The 16,307-nt window shown below is 57.1% G+C and carries 17 protein-coding genes; 12 read left to right on the forward strand and 5 right to left on the reverse strand.

The annotated features are described in order from the left end of the window. Nucleotides 1–7: 7 nt before the first annotated feature. The 3 genes from GM298_RS04425 to GM298_RS04435 all read right to left on the reverse strand — a co-directional run bounded on the left by GM298_RS04425 (nt 8) and on the right by GM298_RS04435 (nt 3,596). Nucleotides 8–1,297: an arsenic transporter gene (locus tag GM298_RS04425; protein ID WP_266153675.1), complete on the reverse strand. Its 1,290-nt coding sequence runs from the start codon at nt 1,295–1,297 to the stop codon at nt 8–10. A 40-nt stretch (nt 1,298–1,337) separates the two neighbouring features. Further along, nucleotides 1,338–1,658, reverse strand: a complete 321-nt coding sequence (locus GM298_RS04430) for a metalloregulator ArsR/SmtB family transcription factor (RefSeq protein ID WP_025756084.1) — start codon at nt 1,656–1,658, stop codon at nt 1,338–1,340. A gap of 252 nt (nt 1,659–1,910) precedes the next feature. Further along, nucleotides 1,911–3,596, reverse strand: coding sequence for an aspartate:alanine antiporter (locus GM298_RS04435; protein ID WP_008503440.1), 1,686 nt, complete (start codon nt 3,594–3,596; stop codon nt 1,911–1,913). Nucleotides 3,597–3,870: 274 nt separating this feature from the next. On the opposite strand from GM298_RS04435, the gene GM298_RS04440 reads away from it, so the two are divergent. Beyond that, a complete protein-coding gene (locus GM298_RS04440) occupies nt 3,871–4,245 on the forward strand; it encodes an inner membrane protein YbjM (RefSeq protein ID WP_045284541.1) in 375 nt (124 codons plus the stop codon). Nucleotides 4,246–4,275: 30 nt separating this feature from the next. Here the strand turns inward: GM298_RS04440 and GM298_RS04445 are convergent, their stop codons facing one another. Next, nucleotides 4,276–4,545: a GrxA family glutaredoxin gene (locus tag GM298_RS04445; protein WP_006809455.1), complete on the reverse strand. Its 270-nt coding sequence runs from the start codon at nt 4,543–4,545 to the stop codon at nt 4,276–4,278. 184 nt (nt 4,546–4,729) lie between these two features. Here GM298_RS04445 and nfsA point away from each other — a divergent pair, with 184 nt between their 5' ends. The 11 genes from nfsA to GM298_RS04500 all read left to right on the forward strand — a co-directional run bounded on the left by nfsA (nt 4,730) and on the right by GM298_RS04500 (nt 15,451). Then, nucleotides 4,730–5,452, forward strand: coding sequence for a nitroreductase NfsA (nfsA, locus tag GM298_RS04450; protein WP_095449403.1), 723 nt, complete (start codon nt 4,730–4,732; stop codon nt 5,450–5,452). Nucleotides 5,453–5,521: 69 nt separating this feature from the next. Beyond that, on the forward strand, nt 5,522–6,424 hold the full coding sequence (gene rimK, locus GM298_RS04455; RefSeq protein ID WP_025756080.1) for a 30S ribosomal protein S6--L-glutamate ligase: 903 nt from the start codon (nt 5,522–5,524) through the stop codon (nt 6,422–6,424). Nucleotides 6,425–6,487: 63 nt separating this feature from the next. Beyond that, complete coding sequence (locus GM298_RS04460) at nt 6,488–6,964, forward strand: YbjN domain-containing protein (protein WP_025756079.1); 477 nt, start codon at nt 6,488–6,490, stop codon at nt 6,962–6,964. A gap of 351 nt (nt 6,965–7,315) precedes the next feature. After that, nucleotides 7,316–8,428, forward strand: coding sequence for a spermidine/putrescine ABC transporter substrate-binding protein PotF (potF, locus tag GM298_RS04465; RefSeq protein ID WP_025756078.1), 1,113 nt, complete (start codon nt 7,316–7,318; stop codon nt 8,426–8,428). A gap of 143 nt (nt 8,429–8,571) precedes the next feature. Then, a complete protein-coding gene (potG, locus tag GM298_RS04470; protein WP_025756077.1) occupies nt 8,572–9,705 on the forward strand; it encodes a putrescine ABC transporter ATP-binding subunit PotG in 1,134 nt (377 codons plus the stop codon). Between the two features lie 10 nt (nt 9,706–9,715). Then, nucleotides 9,716–10,669, forward strand: a complete 954-nt coding sequence (gene potH, locus GM298_RS04475; RefSeq protein ID WP_045284538.1) for a putrescine ABC transporter permease PotH — start codon at nt 9,716–9,718, stop codon at nt 10,667–10,669. Continuing rightward, complete coding sequence (potI, locus tag GM298_RS04480) at nt 10,666–11,511, forward strand: putrescine ABC transporter permease PotI (RefSeq protein ID WP_023310934.1); 846 nt, start codon at nt 10,666–10,668, stop codon at nt 11,509–11,511. The genes potH and potI overlap by 4 nt, the downstream gene beginning before the upstream one ends. Nucleotides 11,512–11,576: 65 nt before the next feature. After that, nucleotides 11,577–12,050, forward strand: coding sequence for a YbjO family protein (locus GM298_RS04485; RefSeq protein WP_025756075.1), 474 nt, complete (start codon nt 11,577–11,579; stop codon nt 12,048–12,050). 40 nt (nt 12,051–12,090) lie between these two features. After that, entirely contained in the window at nt 12,091–13,218 is a 1,128-nt protein-coding gene (rlmC, locus tag GM298_RS04490; protein WP_262783592.1) for a 23S rRNA (uracil(747)-C(5))-methyltransferase RlmC, read from the forward strand. A 72-nt stretch (nt 13,219–13,290) separates the two neighbouring features. Continuing rightward, the gene (locus GM298_RS04495; RefSeq protein WP_025756073.1) at nt 13,291–13,998 is read left to right on the forward strand and encodes a response regulator transcription factor; all 708 of its coding nucleotides are present in this window, start codon (nt 13,291–13,293) and stop codon (nt 13,996–13,998) included. Then, nucleotides 13,982–15,451 carry a sensor histidine kinase gene (locus GM298_RS04500; protein WP_262783591.1) on the forward strand — a complete coding sequence of 490 codons (1,470 nt, stop codon included), beginning with the start codon at nt 13,982–13,984 and terminating at the stop codon, nt 15,449–15,451. The genes GM298_RS04495 and GM298_RS04500 overlap by 17 nt, the downstream gene beginning before the upstream one ends. An 85-nt stretch (nt 15,452–15,536) precedes the next feature. Here the strand turns inward: GM298_RS04500 and artJ are convergent, their stop codons facing one another. Next, nucleotides 15,537–16,268, reverse strand: coding sequence for an arginine ABC transporter substrate-binding protein ArtJ (artJ, locus tag GM298_RS04505; RefSeq protein WP_015571008.1), 732 nt, complete (start codon nt 16,266–16,268; stop codon nt 15,537–15,539). Nucleotides 16,269–16,307 lie beyond the last annotated feature (39 nt).

Here is a 16,307-nt window from a genome sequence, read left to right on the forward strand (position 1 = left end):
TGGCTCATTACAGTGTGAAGGAGAGACGTAGCGCCAGCGCGGCGAGCGTCACAAACAGGACCGGCAGCGTCATGATGATGCCCGTCCGGAAATAGTCGCCCCAGGTAATCGTCATGTTTTTCTGCGCCAGCACGTGGAGCCAGAGCAGGGTGGCGAGGCTACCGATGGGCGTGATTTTCGGCCCCAGATCGCAGCCAATCACGTTGGCGTAAATCATCGCGTCCTTAATTAATCCTGTTGCCGTGCTGCCATCAATGGAGAGTGCGCCAATCAGCACCGTGGGCATGTTGTTCATTATGGATGACAGAAACGCGGTGATGAACCCGGTACCCAACGTGGTGGCCCACAATCCGTGTCCGGCCAGGCTATTCAGAACGCCTGTGAGTGAATCTGTCAGCCCGGCATTGCGCAGGCCATACACCACCAGATACATCCCCAGCGAGAAGATAACGATCTGCCAGGGCGCGCCACGCAGCACTTTTCCGGTGTTTATCGCATGTCCGCGTTTTGCGACGGCAAACAAAATCAGCGCGCCTGCAGTCGCAATGGCGCTGACCGGAATCCCGAGCGGTTCAAGCACGAAGAAGCCGACCAGAAGCAGCAGCAGGACGATCCAGCCCGTTCTGAACGTCGGGAGATCGTGAATGGCCCGAGCGGGTTCGCGGAGTTTTGCCAGGTCATATGCCGGGGGAATGTCTTTGCGAAAGAACAGATGCAACATCACCAGCGTTGCGGCAATCGCGGCGATATCTACCGGGATCATCACCGAGGCGTATTCGCTGAACCCCAGCGAAAAGAAGTCTGCCGAGACAATGTTGACCAGGTTCGACACAATCAGCGGCAGGCTGGCGGTATCGGCGATAAAACCTGCCGCCATGACAAACGCCAGCGTGGCCTGCTTGCTGAACCCCAGCGCCAGCAGCATGGCGATAACGATTGGGGTCAGGATCAGCGCCGCGCCGTCATTGGCAAACAGCGCCGCCACGGCTGCGCCCAGCAGGACTATCCAGGTAAACAGCAATCTTCCGCGACCGTTCCCCCAGCGGGCGACGTGCAGCGCTGCCCACTCGAAAAAGCCGGACTCATCCAGCAGCAGGCTGATAATGATGACGGCAATAAACGTTGCCGTGGCGTTCCAGACAATATTCCAGACCACCGGAATATCGCTTATGTGGATCACGCCGCTGACCAGCGCCAGCCCGGCGCCAAGGGTGGCACTCCAGCCGATACTCAACCCTTTGGGCTGCCAGATGACCAGTACCAGCGTAAACAGAAAAATAGCCCCTGCCAGAAACATTTCTTACTCCATTACATCTGTTTTTGTGAATGTGTTTTGCTTAGCACGAGCCCGGAAGTCGGTTTTTCAGCTTCAGGCGCGTCTCTTCCCGCAGGCAGTTCCAGCTGGTGTCGATGACAGCTGCCGCCCATGCAGGCATGTTGGGAGAGAGACGGTAATAGACCCACTTACCCTCGCGACGGTCGATCACCAGCCCGGACTCACGCAGCAGGGCCATATGGCGCGAGACCTTCGGTTGCGGCTCGTTGGTGGCGGAGCAGAGATCGCAGACGCACAGCTCGCCGGCTTCGCGGAGCAGCATGACGATGGCGAGCCGCGTTTCGTCGGCGAGGGTTTTGAAGAGGTGGAGTGGGTGGAGCATGGGGTTTCCTGCGGGTGTGATTTTTATATGCGTTTAATCATATGTGTTTTGGTGGCAAGAGAGAAGGCGAGATTTCAGGAAGGAGAATTTCAGGCAACAAAAAACCCATCAACCTTGAACCAAAACGGCGGGGTTGATGGGCTCCACAAATTGGGGACATCAAAGAAAAGCAGTGGCACTAGTTATGACTGCCCCCTGATTAAAAAGTTCTGCGCGTAACAAAAATTTTTTCGTTATGCGCAAACATCAGCGTTATCCGAGTCCTGGCCAGATGATGATGATCAGCGTACCCGCCAGGGTCAGCAGTACGTTAGCGATAGCATACGTGCCCGCATAGCCCAGCGCAGGGATGTTGCTGCGCGCGGTATCGCTGATGATTTCCATGGCCGGCGCACAGGTACGCGCCCCCATCATTGCCCCGAAGAGCAGGGCACGGTTCATGCGCAGCACGTAGGCACCGAACAGGAAGCAGATCACCACAGGTACCAGGCTGACGATAAGTCCGGAAACCAACATCTGCCAGCCGACAGCGCCCAGGCTGTGGCCAATGCCGCTGCCGGCGCTTAAGCCAACGCCCGCCATAAAGACCATCAGACCGAACTCTTTCACCATGTTCAGCGCGCCCTGCGGAATGTAGCCGAAGGTCGGGTGGTTCGCTCGCAGGAAGCCCAGCATGATCCCGGCGAACAGCAGCCCGGCGGCGTTACCGATGCCGAAGCTAAAGTTGCTGAACTGGAAGGTGATCATCCCGATCATCAGGCCAACGATAAAGAAGGCGCAGAAGGCCAGCAGGTCGGTGACCTGGCTGTGAATGGAGATAAAGCCAATGCGGTCGGCCACGGTTTTCACGCGGCGGGCGTCGCCGCTCACCTGCAGCACGTCACCTTTATTCAGGACAACGTTGTCGTCGATGGGCATCTCAATCTGGCTGCGGATCACGCGGTTGAGGAAGCAGCCATGGTCGGTCAGCTTCAGCTGCGCCAGACGGCGGCCCACGGCGTTATGGTTTTTCACCACGATCTCTTCGGTGACGATGCGCATGTCGAGCAGGTCGCGGTCGAACACCTCTTTGCCGTTACGGAAGCTTGGGTCGAGACGCGCGTGGGCATCCGGGTAACCCACCAGCGCGATGTCGTCGCCCATCTGCAGCACCGCATCGCCGTCCGGGTTCGCCAGAATGCCGTTGCGGCGGATACGTTCGATGTAGCAGCCCGTCTGGCGGTAAATGCCCAGCTCGCGGAGGTTTTTGCCGTCCGCCCAGGCCACCAGCTCCGGCCCGACGCGGTAGGCGCGGATCACCGGGAGATAAACTTTACGTTTGGAGTCGGTATCCAGACCACGCTCGCGGGCGATTTGCTGGGCGCTGGTCTGCAGATCCTGATGCTGCAGTTTTGGCAGATAGCGTGCGCCCACAATCAGGCTCACCAGACCAATCAAATAGGTCAGGGCATAGCCCAGGCTCAGGTGGTCGAGGGCGGTAGAGAGCTGTTCCCCGGCCATACCGGAATGGCGCAGGGTATCACCGGCACCCACCAGTACGGGGGTGGAGGTCATGGAGCCTGCCAGCATACCGGCCGTTAACCCGATATCCCAGCCAAACAGTTTGCCCAGCCCTAAGGCGATCAGCAGCGCGCTGCCGACCATCACCAGCGCCAGCATCAGATAATTTTTGCCGTCACGGAAGAAAATTGAAAAAAAGTTAGGTCCCGCTTCCACGCCAACACAAAAAATAAACAGCATAAAACCTAAGTTGAGCGCGTCCGTGTTAATGCTGAAATGCTGCTGGCCTAATAATAAGGAGACGACTAAAACGCCAATGGAATTACCCAGTTGAACTGAACCGAGACGCAATTTACCCAGGCAAAGACCCAGCGCCAGTACCACAAATAATAACAGGATGTAATTCCCGTTTAACAAGTCTGCGACGTTTATATTCACGGAGGCTAACTTCTTGTTTACCAGTAAGTTGTTGAATGAAAGGACTATTTGGGCTACTGTTTTCTGGGTCAGGGAACGCGTACAACACTCCCTGTTTCCTAATTTATTCCCTAAAACATTAGCTGGCCGATAGTTTAATCGTATTAGCTACTGACAGCTACCTATTATCGCATAACCCTGTGCGGGCTTTGGCAAGGATTGCCACATTGCTTTATCTGACTGGGCGTCCACTGGACGAAGCTGTATTTGATAGAGATGAAGTCAGGAGGATAGTTTGAACATTACACGGAACTGGGCGGGGGTGATCAGCTGCTTTTTGCTGTTTATCGTCGTATGCATGGCGCTCGCTTTTAATGTGAAAGGGGCGTTCAGGGCTGCCGGTCACCCGGAGCTCGGGCTGCTCTTTTTTACCCTGCCGGGAGCGGCAGCCAGTTTCCTCTCCCGTAAAGGGGAGGTGGTTAAGCCACTGATCGGCGCCATGCTGGCCGCACCGCTCTGTTTGCTGCTGATGCGGTTACTGTATGTCCCGACGAGAAGTTTCTGGCAGGAGCTGGCGTGGTTACTGAGTGCGGTATTCTGGTGCGCGCTGGGGGCGCTGTGCTATTTGTTTGTGTGCAGTCTGCTTAAGCACTGGCGACACCACAAATAAAAACGCCCTCCAGGTGAGGGCGTCTTAGCGTTACTGGGCGGCAAACAGACCCAGATGCTCTTTAGCGTAAGCTTCAAAGTCGGTGCAGCCACCAATGTGTTTCTGATCGAGGAAAATCTGCGGTACGGTTTCAACCGGTTTACCCACGGTTTTTTCCAGATCGGCTTTGGTGATGCCTTCTGCGTGGATATCCACATAGCGGAAGTTAAAGTCATCACGCTCTTCAGTCAGTTTTTCAGCCAGCTCTTTTGCGCGCACACAGTAAGGGCATCCTGGACGACCAAAAATTACTGCAAACATTTCTCTCTCCTCAAAAAACAAGCCTGACGGCGAATAGGACATATAGTGCCCGATAACCTGCCGTCATTAAAGAAGGTTTCGCCTGTCACTTTGATACAGTAAGGCTATGTTTCGCCAATTACACCGCGCAAATCATTGCCTATACTGGCTGCAATACGGTTTAAGCACGACAAAGAGAGACAAGATGACACCAACGATTGACCTGCTCCTTTCCCATCGTTCCATTCGACACTTCACCGGTGAACCAATTACCGAAGCGCAGCGCGAAGCGATTATTAACAGCGCAAGGGCGACCTCCAGCTCCAGCTTCCTACAGTGCAGCTCCATTATCCGCATCACCGACCCGGCCCTGCGCGAGCAGCTGGTTACGCTCACCGGCGGGCAGAAACACGTGGCGCAGGCCGCGGAGTTCTGGGTGTTCTGTGCCGACTTTAACCGCCACCTGCAGATCTGCCCTGAGGCCGAATTAGGCCTGGCAGAACAGCTGCTGCTGGGCGTAGTGGATACCGCGCTGATGGCGCAAAACGCCTTTACGGCGGCGGAGTCGCTGGGGTTAGGCGGTGTGTATATCGGCGGGCTGCGTAACAACATTGAAAGCGTGACCGAACTGCTGAAGCTGCCAAAACATGTCCTGCCGCTGTTTGGCCTGTGCCTTGGCTGGCCGGCGGATAACCCGGATCTGAAGCCGCGTATTCCTGCTGCCATGCTGGTGCATGAAAACCACTACCAGCCGCTCGATCGCGACGTGCTGGAGCAATACGACGAGGAGCTGGCGCACTACTATATGACCCGCGGGAGCAATACCCGTCGCGATACCTGGAGCGACCATATTCGCCGCACTATCATTAAAGAAAATCGTCCGTTTATTCTTGATTACCTGCACAAACAGGGCTGGGCGACGCGATAGTCCATTTATCCTGTGCCTGCCTGCGTATATGATACGCAGGCTTTTTCCATGTCTTTAGCGAGGTGCAGGGTGAAAATTGCCATATTATCCCGGGATGGAACGCTCTATTCATGTAAACGCCTGCGAGAAGCGGCGGCAAAGCGCGGGCATCAGGTTGAAATCCTCGATCCGATGTCCTGCTATATGAACATCGATCCCGCGGCCTCATCGATTCACTACAAAGGCCGCAAGCTGCCGCATTTTGATGCGGTGATCCCCCGCATCGGCTCCCAGATCACCTATTACGGCACCGCCGCGCTGCGCCAGTTCGAGATGCTGGGCAGCTACCCGCTCAACGAATCTGTCGCCATTTCCCGCGCCCGGGATAAGCTGCGCTCGCTGCAGCTGCTCGCCCGGCAGGGGATCGATCTCCCGGTGACCGGTATCGCTCACTCCCCGGACGACACCAGCGATCTGATCGACATGGTGGGCGGCGCGCCGCTGGTCATCAAGCTGGTAGAAGGCACCCAGGGCATTGGCGTGGTGCTGGCGGAGACGCGTCAGGCGGCGGAGAGCGTGATTGACGCTTTCCGGGGCCTCAATGCGCACATCCTGGTGCAGGAGTATATTGAAGAAGCTAAAGGACGTGATATTCGCTGCTTCGTGGTGGGTAACGAGGTGGTGGCGGCCATCGAACGCCAGGCGAAAGAGGGCGATTTTCGCTCCAATCTCCATCGCGGAGGCATTGCGCGGGTGGCGACGATCAGCGATCGTGAGCGTGAGATAGCGGTGAAAGCCGCGCAAACGCTGGGGCTGGATGTCGCGGGCGTCGATCTTCTGCGGGCGACGCGCGGGCCGCTGGTGATGGAGGTGAACGCCTCGCCGGGGCTGGAAGGCGTGGAAAAAACCACAGGGGTCGATATTGCGGGTAAAATGATCGCATGGATCGAGCGTCATGCGACCCCAGGTTACTGTCTGAAAACGGGTGGGTGAATGGTATTGATCGCACTTTTTGCGTACCCTATGCGAAGTTTTTATTAAAGAGGCTGCACAGCGATGGATTTACAGGTCGTTCCAACACTGGATACGTTACGTCAATGGCTCGATGATGCGGGTATTACGTTCTTTGAATGTGACTCCTGCCAGGCGCTGCATCTGCCTCATATGCAGAATTTCGACGGCATTTTTGACGCCAAAATCGATCTCATTAACGACGTGATCCTCTTCTCCGCGCTGGCTGAAGTGAAGCCGTCTGCGCTGCTGGCGCTGGCCTCGGACCTGTCAGCGATCAACGCCAGTTCTTTGACGGTGAAAGCATTTCTCGACATACAGGATGATAATCTGCCAAAACTGGTCGTTTGCCAGTCTTTATTCTCCGGTGCCGGGCTGTCGTTCAAGCAGTTCGCCTGGTTTATGCGCTTGAGCGAAGAGCAAATTTCCATGGTCATGATGGAAGCCAGTGCACACCATCTCCTGTACAGCACGGAAGACGATGCAGAGAATAATGATGCATCTCCCAATTTTCTTCACTAAACCTGTCTGACTTTTGCGCAGTCGCTGCCATAGCGGCTGCAGAAGGCCATTTTTTCTGCTGCTTTTAACCTTTCCTTAAAGAATTTTTCACCTCCCCAAAGGCCATTTCGGCTTATCACGTAGACATAACCTGCATAAAAAATTGATAAAAGGCGTTTTTTCGTCTGGGCTATAGCCGGGGACACGGGCTACAGTTATTCTTGCGATGCTTAAAAAAGCGAGCGGAGGCTGCCGGATAAAGAGGTTTCTTTTTATTTCGGGCAGAGCGACAAACTATGCATGATTTTTGCATATATCCAGATTGCACAGTTTTAGTTCGTTTGTTAACGAGCTTTCAGAAGGAATAACACTATGATCGCCTTAAATAAAAAATGGTTATCGGGTCTGGTTGCGGGTGCTCTGATGGCCGTCTCTGCCGGCACGCTCGCTGCGGAACAAAAAACGCTGCACGTTTACAACTGGTCTGACTATATTGCGCCGGACACGGTCGCGAATTTTGAAAAAGAGACCGGCATTAAAGTGGTCTATGACGTGTTCGATTCCAACGAAGTGCTGGAAGGCAAACTGATGGCGGGCAGCACCGGCTTCGACCTCGTGGTACCGTCCGCGAGCTTCCTGGAGCGTCAGCTTACTGCCGGCGTCTTCCAGCCGCTGGATAAGAGCAAATTACCGAACTGGAAAAACCTCGACCCGGAAGTGCTGAAGCTGGTAGCCAAACACGACCCGGAGAACAAATACGCGATGCCGTATCTGTGGGCGACCACCGGTATTGGCTACAACGTCGATAAAGTCAAAGCGGCGCTGGGCCCGGACGTCAAGCTGGACAGCTGGGACGTGGTGCTGAAGCCGGAAAACCTTGCGAAGCTGAAAAGCTGCGGCGTCTCCTTCCTTGATGCGCCGGAAGAGATCTTCGCCACCGTGCTGAACTACCTGGGCAAAGATCCGAACAGCAACAAGGCGGATGATTACACCGGTCCGGCGACGGATCTGCTGCTGAAGCTGCGTCCAAACATTCGTTACTTCCACTCGTCTCAGTACATCAATGACCTGGCGAACGGTGACATCTGCGTCGCGATTGGCTGGGCAGGGGACGTATGGCAGGCGGCTAACCGCGCGAAAGAGGCGAAAAACGGCGTGAATGTCTCCTACTTCATTCCGAAAGAGGGGGCGCTGGCCTTCTTTGACGTCTTCGCGATGCCGACGGATGCGAAAAACAAAGATGAAGCTTATCAGTTCCTCAACTACCTGATGCGTCCTGACGTGATCGCCCACATCAGCGACCACGTTTACTACGCAAACGGTAACAAGGCCTCCGTGCCGCTGGTGAGCGAAGAAATCCGTAATAACCCGGCTATCTATCCGCCAGCGGATGTGTTCGCCAAGCTCTTCACCCTGAAAGTTCAGGATCCAAAAATTGACCGTGTGCGTACCCGCGCGTGGACCAAGGTGAAAAGCGGTAAATAACGGCGTTTGGTATTGTTGCCCGGTGGCGCTATCGCTTACCGGGCCTATACAACCCGTAGGCCGGGCAAGCGTTAGCGCCGCCCGGCGATGCGCACCCTGACGGTGCGTTTGCACCAGTTTTGATCTATGCCGGAGAGCACCCCGTGAATGACGCGATCCCCCGCCCGCAGGCGAAAGTCCGTAAAGCGCTGACCCCGCTTCTTGAAATTCGTAACCTCACCAAATCTTTCGATGGCCAGCATGCCGTGGACGACGTCAGCCTGACTATCTATAAAGGCGAAATTTTTGCCCTTCTGGGGGCGTCCGGCTGCGGCAAATCGACCCTGCTGCGTATGCTGGCCGGTTTTGAACAGCCCACGGCCGGGCAGATCATGCTTGATGGCGTGGATCTCTCCAGCGTGCCGCCGTATCAGCGCCCCATTAACATGATGTTCCAGTCATACGCGCTGTTTCCGCACATGACGGTGGAGCAGAACATCGCCTTTGGCCTGAAGCAGGATAAGCTGCCGAAGGCTGAAATTACCGCGCGCGTGGCCGAGATGCTGAGCCTGGTGCATATGCAGGAGTTCGCGAAACGTAAACCGCACCAGCTCTCTGGCGGCCAGCGTCAGCGTGTGGCGCTGGCCAGAAGCCTGGCAAAACGCCCGAAACTGCTGCTGCTTGATGAGCCGATGGGGGCGCTGGATAAAAAACTGCGCGACCGTATGCAGCTCGAAGTGGTGGATATTCTCGAACGCGTGGGCGTGACCTGCGTGATGGTCACCCACGACCAGGAAGAAGCCATGACCATGGCCGGACGTATCGCGATCATGAACCGCGGCAAGTTCGTGCAGATTGGCGAGCCGGAAGAGATTTATGAGCATCCGACCACCCGCTACAGCGCTGAGTTTATCGGTTCGGTGAACGTCTTTGAAGGGCTGCTGAAAGCGCGTCAGGAAGATGGCCTGATCATCGAATCGCCGGGGCTGCAGCATCCGCTTAAGGTCGATCCAGATAACTCCGTGGTGGATAACGTGCCGGTCTACGTCGCGCTGCGCCCGGAGAAGATCATGCTCTGCGACGATCCGCCTGCCGATGGCTATAACTTTGCCGTAGGTGAAGTGGTGCACATTGCCTATCTGGGCGACCTCTCCATCTACCACGTGCGCCTGAAAAGCGGGCAGATGCTGAGTGCCCAGTTGCAGAACGAACACCGCTATCGCAAAGGCCAGCCAACCTGGGGTGACGAGGTGCGCCTGTGCTGGGATGCGGACAGCTGTGTTGTGCTGACGGTATAAGGAGCGGCCAATGAGTACACTTGAACCTCCAGCCCGCGCAGGTAAACCGGGCGGCGTTGCCAGCTGGCTGACGCGCATGCAGATGAAGCACGGCCGCAAGCTGGTGATCGCCATGCCTTACGTGTGGCTGATCCTGCTGTTTCTGCTGCCGTTCCTGATTGTTTTCAAGATAAGCCTGGCGGAAATGGCGCGGGCGATCCCGCCCTACACCAACCTGCTGGACTGGGCCGACGGGCAACTGACGCTGACGCTGAATCTCGGCAACTTCCTGCAGCTGACGGATGACCCGCTCTATTTCGAGGCGTACCTGCAGTCGCTGCAGGTGGCGGCGATCTCGACGCTCTGCTGCCTGGTCATGGGCTATCCGCTGGCGTGGGCCGTGGCGCACAGTAAACCGTCGACGCGGAATATTTTGCTGCTGCTGGTGATCCTGCCGTCGTGGACCTCGTTCCTGATCCGCGTTTACGCGTGGATGGGGATCCTGAAAAACAACGGCGTGCTGAACAACTTCCTGATGTGGTTAGGCGTTATCGATCAGCCGCTGACGATCCTGCACACCAACCTCGCGGTTTATATTGGCATTGTGTACGCCTATCTGCCGTTTATGGTGCTGCCGATCTATACGGCGCTGACGCGTATTGATTACTCGCTGGTGGAAGCCTCGCTGGATCTTGGTGCCCGTCCGTTAAAAACCTTCTTCAGCGTCATTGTCCCGCTGACCAAAGGCGGCATTATCGCCGGGTCGATGCTGGTCTTTATCCCGGCGGTAGGGGAGTTTGTGATCCCGGAACTGCTCGGCGGGCCAGACAGCATCATGATTGGCCGCGTGCTGTGGCAGGAGTTCTTCAATAACCGCGACTGGCCGGTGGCGTCGGCGGTGGCGATCGTGATGTTACTGCTGCTGATCGTGCCGATCATGTGGTTCCACAAGCATCAGCAGAAACAGATGGGAGACCACGGATGAACAACTTACCGGTAGTGCGCTCCCCGTGGCGAATTGCGATCCTGGTTATCGGCTTCACCTTCCTGTATGCACCGATGCTGATGCTGGTGATCTACTCGTTCAACAGCTCCAAACTGGTGACGGTGTGGGCCGGCTGGTCGACGCGCTGGTACAGCGAGTTGTTCCACGATGATGCGATGATGAGCGCGGTGGGGCTGAGCCTGACCATTGCGGCGCTGGCGGCGACAATGGCGTCCGTTCTGGGCACCATCGCCGCGCTGGTGATGGTGCGCTTCGGCCGTTTTCGCGGTTCGAACGGGTTTGCCTTTATGATCACCGCGCCGCTGGTCATGCCGGACGTCATCACCGGTCTTGCGCTGCTGCTGCTGTTCGTGGCGCTGGCGCATGCCATCGGCTGGCCGGCGGATCGCGGCATGCTCACCATCTGGCTGGCGCACGTCACCTTCTGTACCGCGTATGTCGCGGTGGTGATCTCCTCGCGCCTGCGCGAGCTGGATCGCTCCATTGAAGAGGCGGCGATGGATCTCGGCGCGACGCCGCTGAAGGTCTTTTTCATCATCACCCTGCCGATGATTATGCCGGCGGTGATCTCTGGCTGGCTGCTGGCGTTTACCCTGTCGCTCGACGATCTGGTGATCGCCAGCTTTGTCTCCGGCCCTGGCGCGACGACGCTGCCGATGCTGGTCTTCTCCAGCGTACGCATGGGGGTCAACCCGGAGATCAACGCCCTGGCCTCGATCATCCTCGGCGTGGTCGGAATTGTCGGATTTATCGCCTGGTATTTGATGGCGCGCGCGGAAAAGCAGCGCGTGCGTGATATCCAGCGTGCAAGACGCGGCTGAAGGATTTAAAATTTCCAGTGATGTGCCGCGCATGACGCGGCACTGTTTTTCAGGGAAGTAAAACATTGGGATTATTAAAGAAATCACGTATTACGCACGCGCGTCCTAACGTTCCTGCTCTGGTTCAGGTGGCGGCGCTCGCCATTATTATGATCCGCTGCCTGGACGTGCTGATGATTCTCAACACCCTGGGCGTGCGCGGCATCGGTGAGTTCATTCACCGCAGCGTGCAGACGTGGAACCTGACGCTGGTCTTTTTGAGCAGCCTGATGCTGGTCTTTATCGAGATCTACTGCGCATTCTCGCTGGTCAAAGGGCGCAACTGGGCGCGCTGGGTCTATCTGCTGACGCAGGTGACCGCGGCGAGCTATCTGTGGGCGGCTTCGCTGGGATACGGCTACCCGGAACTGTTCAGCATTGCCGGCGGATCCAAACGCGAAATCTTCCACGCGCTGGTCATGCAGAAATTGCCGGATATGCTGGTGCTCCTGTTGCTCTTTGCGCCAGCTTCAAGCCGACGGTTCTTCCGCCTGCAATAATGTGTATAATCGCTGCCCTCGCTTTCCTTAAGGTTTTCATATGCAGTGCGCACTCTATGACGCCGGACGCTGCCGCTCCTGTCAGTGGATAGAACAGCCGGTCTCTCAACAACTCACCGCCAAAATGGCCGACCTGCAACAGCTGCTGGCAGCACACGCGGTGGCGGAGTGGTGCGCACCCGTCAGCGGCCCGGAGCAGGGCTTTCGTAATAAAGCCAAAATGGTGGTCAGCGGCAGCGTTGAAAAACCGCTGCTCGGGATGCTGCATCGTGACGGCACGCCGGAAGATTTGACCGACTGCCCGCTCTATCCCGCCTCCTTTGCGCCTGTTTTTGCCACGCTGAAACCGTTTATCGCGCGGGCCGGGTTAACGCCTTATAACGTCGCCCGCAAGCGCGGTGAGCTGAAATACCTTCTGCTGACGGAGAGTCAGGCAGATGGCGGCATGATGCTGCGTTTTGTGCTGCGCTCGGAAACCAAACTGGAGCAGCTGCGCGCGGCGCTGCCGTGGCTGCAGGAACAGCTTCCGCAGTTAAAGGTCATAACCGCTAACATTCAGCCAGTGCATATGGCGATCATGGAAGGGGAGAATGAGATCTACTTGACCGAGCGCCATGCACTGGCCGAGAACTTCAACGGCGTGCCGCTGTGGATCCGCCCGCAAAGCTTCTTCCAGACGAACCCGACGGTAGCGAGTGCGTTATACGCCACCGCCCGCGACTGGGTACGGTCGCTGAATATCCATCATATGTGGGATCTGTTCTGCGGCGTCGGTGGTTTTGGCCTGCACTGCGCCACGCCCGAGATGCAGCTCACCGGGATTGAGATCTCTGCCGAAGCCATTGCCTGTGCAAAACAGTCCGCCGCCGGGCTGGGTTTGACGAATATCCACTTCCAGGCGCTGGACTCCACGCAGTTCGCGACCGGCCAGGGCAACGTGCCGGCGCTGGTGCTGGTCAACCCGCCGCGCCGTGGCATCGGTAAGGCGCTGTGCGACTACCTGAGCCAGATGGCGCCGGAGTACATCATCTACTCCAGCTGTAACGCGCAGACCATGGCGAAAGACATCGCTCAACTGCCGGGCTATCGCGTTGAACGCGTTCAGCTTTTCGATATGTTCCCGCATACCGCCCATTATGAAGTGCTGACGTTGCTCGTAAAATCTTAAACAAAATGTGAACTCTTCATCCCTGCGAAATCAGGTAAGCTTACGTCATAAGACATGAATGAAGGCTTACCCATGAAGCAGATCCTGCTGGTGGAAGATGACCACGATATCGCGGCGCTTCTGCGACTCAATTTAGAAGACGAAGGCTACGCCATCACCCACGAGCCCGACGGGGGCAACGCCCTGCAGCGTCTTGAAAAACAGCCGTGGGATGCGGTGATCCTCGACCTGATGCTGCCCAACGTTGACGGTCTGGAGATTTGCCGCCGTATTCGTCAGATGACGCGTTACCTGCCGGTCATCATTATCAGCGCCCGCAGTAGCGAAACTGACCGCATTACCGGGCTGGAAACCGGCGCCGATGACTATCTGGCAAAACCGTTTTCGGTGCAGGAGTTGATTGCGCGCATCAAAGCCCTGTTTCGCCGCCAGCAGGCGATGGGGCAGGCGCAAACCGACGGTCACATTCAGGCTCACGGTCTGACCATCGATCCGCTGGCGCGCAGCGTTCTGCTTCATGGCCAGGTGGTGGATCTCACCCCGCGTGAATTCGAGCTGCTCTACTTCTTTGCCCGTCATCCTGGCGAGGTGTTTTCGCGTCTGGCCCTGCTGGAGCAGGTCTGGGGCTACCAGCACGAAGGCTACGAGCACACTGTGAACACCCACATCAACCGCCTGCGCATCAAGATTGAGAAGGATGCCGCCGAGCCGGAGATCATTCGCACCGTCTGGGGCAAGGGCTACAAATTTGCGGAGGCGCACCATGATGCGCCGCTTTAGCCTCAGCCAGCGCCTGACGCTGCTGTTTATCCTGCTGATGATGCTCTGCGCCGCCGTTGCCTGCGCGGTACAGCTCTACAGCAGTATGCAGTACGGTAATGCGATGGTGCAGCGGTTGTCGGGCGGGCTGGCGCAGCAGATTGTCCAGCGTGAACCGATTCTGGACGCGCAGGGCAGGGTTGACCGCAGCGCGCTGAAACCGCTGTTTGACCGGCTGATGACCTTTAACCCCAGCGTTGAGCTGTACGTCGTCTCCCCGGACGGCACGCTGCTGGCCGATGCCGCGCCGCCGGGCCATATTCAGCGACAAACCATTGACCTTGCGCCGGTGCAGAGCTTCCTCAGCGGCGAGGTCATGCCGATCTATGGCGACGATCCGCGCAGTCAGAGTAAAAAAGTCTTCAGCGCGACGCCGTTACGTCAGGACGGCGAGCTTAAAGGCTATCTGTATATTATTTTGCAGGGCGAGGAGTCGAACGCGCTGGCGGAAATGGCCTGGCATAAGGCGCTCTGGAGTACCGTCCTCTGGTCCCTGCTGTGGGTGGCGCTGTTTGGACTGCTGGCTGGCTTACTGATCTGGTACTGGGTCACGCGTCCGGTCAAACGCCTGACCCGCGAAGTGGCCGGGCTGGAGCAGGACAGCATCAGCGCCATCAGGCAGCTGGCGGCGCAGCAGCCGGACGCGGCGGCGAAAGATGAAGTGGCGCTCCTGCGCAACAGTTTTATCGAGCTGGCGCGTAAAATCACCCGTCAGTGGGATCAGCTGGCGGACAGCGATCGCCAGCGCCGGGAGTTTATCGCCAATATCTCGCACGATCTCCGCACACCGCTGACGTCGCTGCTGGGCTATCTCGAAACCCTGTCGCTCAAATCCGCGATCCTGACGCCGCAGGAGCACCAGCAGTATCTCGCCACCGCCCTGCGTCAGGGGCAGAAGGTGCGACATCTCTCCCAGCAGCTGTTTGAGCTGGCGCGTCTTGAACACGGTGGCATTAAACCGCAGCGCGAGCGTTTCGCGATGGCGGAGCTGATTTCCGACGTGGCGCAGAAGTTTGAATTAACCGCCCGCACGCGGGAGGTGAACCTGCATATTGATGTGCCGGGACCGCTGCCGCTGATTAACGCCGATGTGTCGATGATTGAGAGGGTGGTGACTAACCTGCTCGATAACGCGATGCGGCATACGCCAGCGGGCGGGGAGATCCGTCTGGCGGTCTGGCAGGAGAATCAACAGCTTCAGGTTGAAGTGGCCGACAACGGAACGGGTGTCGATGCCGCGCTGCGCGGCGATCTTTTCCAGCGGCCGTCGGCGTTGACGACCCAGGCATCACGCGAGGATCGCGGCGGGTTAGGGTTGCTGATTGTGAAAAGGATGCTGGAGCTGCACGGAGGCGGGATCAGGCTGATGGAGTCGGTGAGTGGGGCGCGTTTTCGCTTCTTTGTTCCGCTGTAGAATTGCCGGATGACGCTACGCTTATCCGGCCTGGAATTCCCCCCGTAGGCCGGGTAAGGCGTAGCCGCCACCCGGCAAAACAATCTTACTGCGGGAACCACTGCTCGCTGATTTTCTGATACGTACCGTCGGCTTTAATCGCTTTCAGCGCGCCGTTCAGTTTTTCCAGCAGGGCTTTGTTATCCGGACGTACCGCGATGCCGAGGCCCGTGCCGAAGTACTGCGGATCGGTCACTTTTTCCGTTGCGGTGCCCAGCTGCGGGTTGGTTTTCAGCCATTCGTTCACCACGGCGGTATCACCGAATACGCCATCGATACGGCCGTTTTTCAGGTCGATAATCGCATTCTGGTAGCTGTCATAGGCCACGGTTTTCACTTCAGGATGCTTGTCCTGCAGGTACTTCTGGTGGGTGGTGCCGTTTTCCATCCCGATGCGTTTGCCTTTCAGCTCGTCGAAGGACTTGTACGCCCCTTTCTTCGCAATCACCACCGCCGAGTTGGCGTAGTACGGGTCGGTGAAGGCCACCTGCTTGCTGCGCTCAGGCGTGATGTCCATCCCGGAGATCACCGCATCGTATTTTTTAAATTTCAGCGACGGGATCAGGCTGTCGAAGGCATGGTTGGTAAAGGTGCAGTCGGCCTGCATCTGTTTGCACAGCGCTTTCGCCAGGTCGATATCGAAACCGACGATCTGGTTGCTGGCATCCAGCGATTCAAACGGCGGATAGGTGGCGGAAACGCCAAAATTGATTTTATCCGCAGCGGATGCGCCAGCGGCGAACGTTGCCAGTAAGGCGGCCAGAACTAACTTTTTCATTATCATACTCCCGTCTGTAGGTCCTATGAATAAACAATG

Origin of the sequence: Enterobacter sp. HSTU-ASh6 (genome assembly GCF_026319105.1) — a bacterium.
Taxonomy (GTDB): domain Bacteria; phylum Pseudomonadota; class Gammaproteobacteria; order Enterobacterales; family Enterobacteriaceae; genus Enterobacter; species Enterobacter sichuanensis.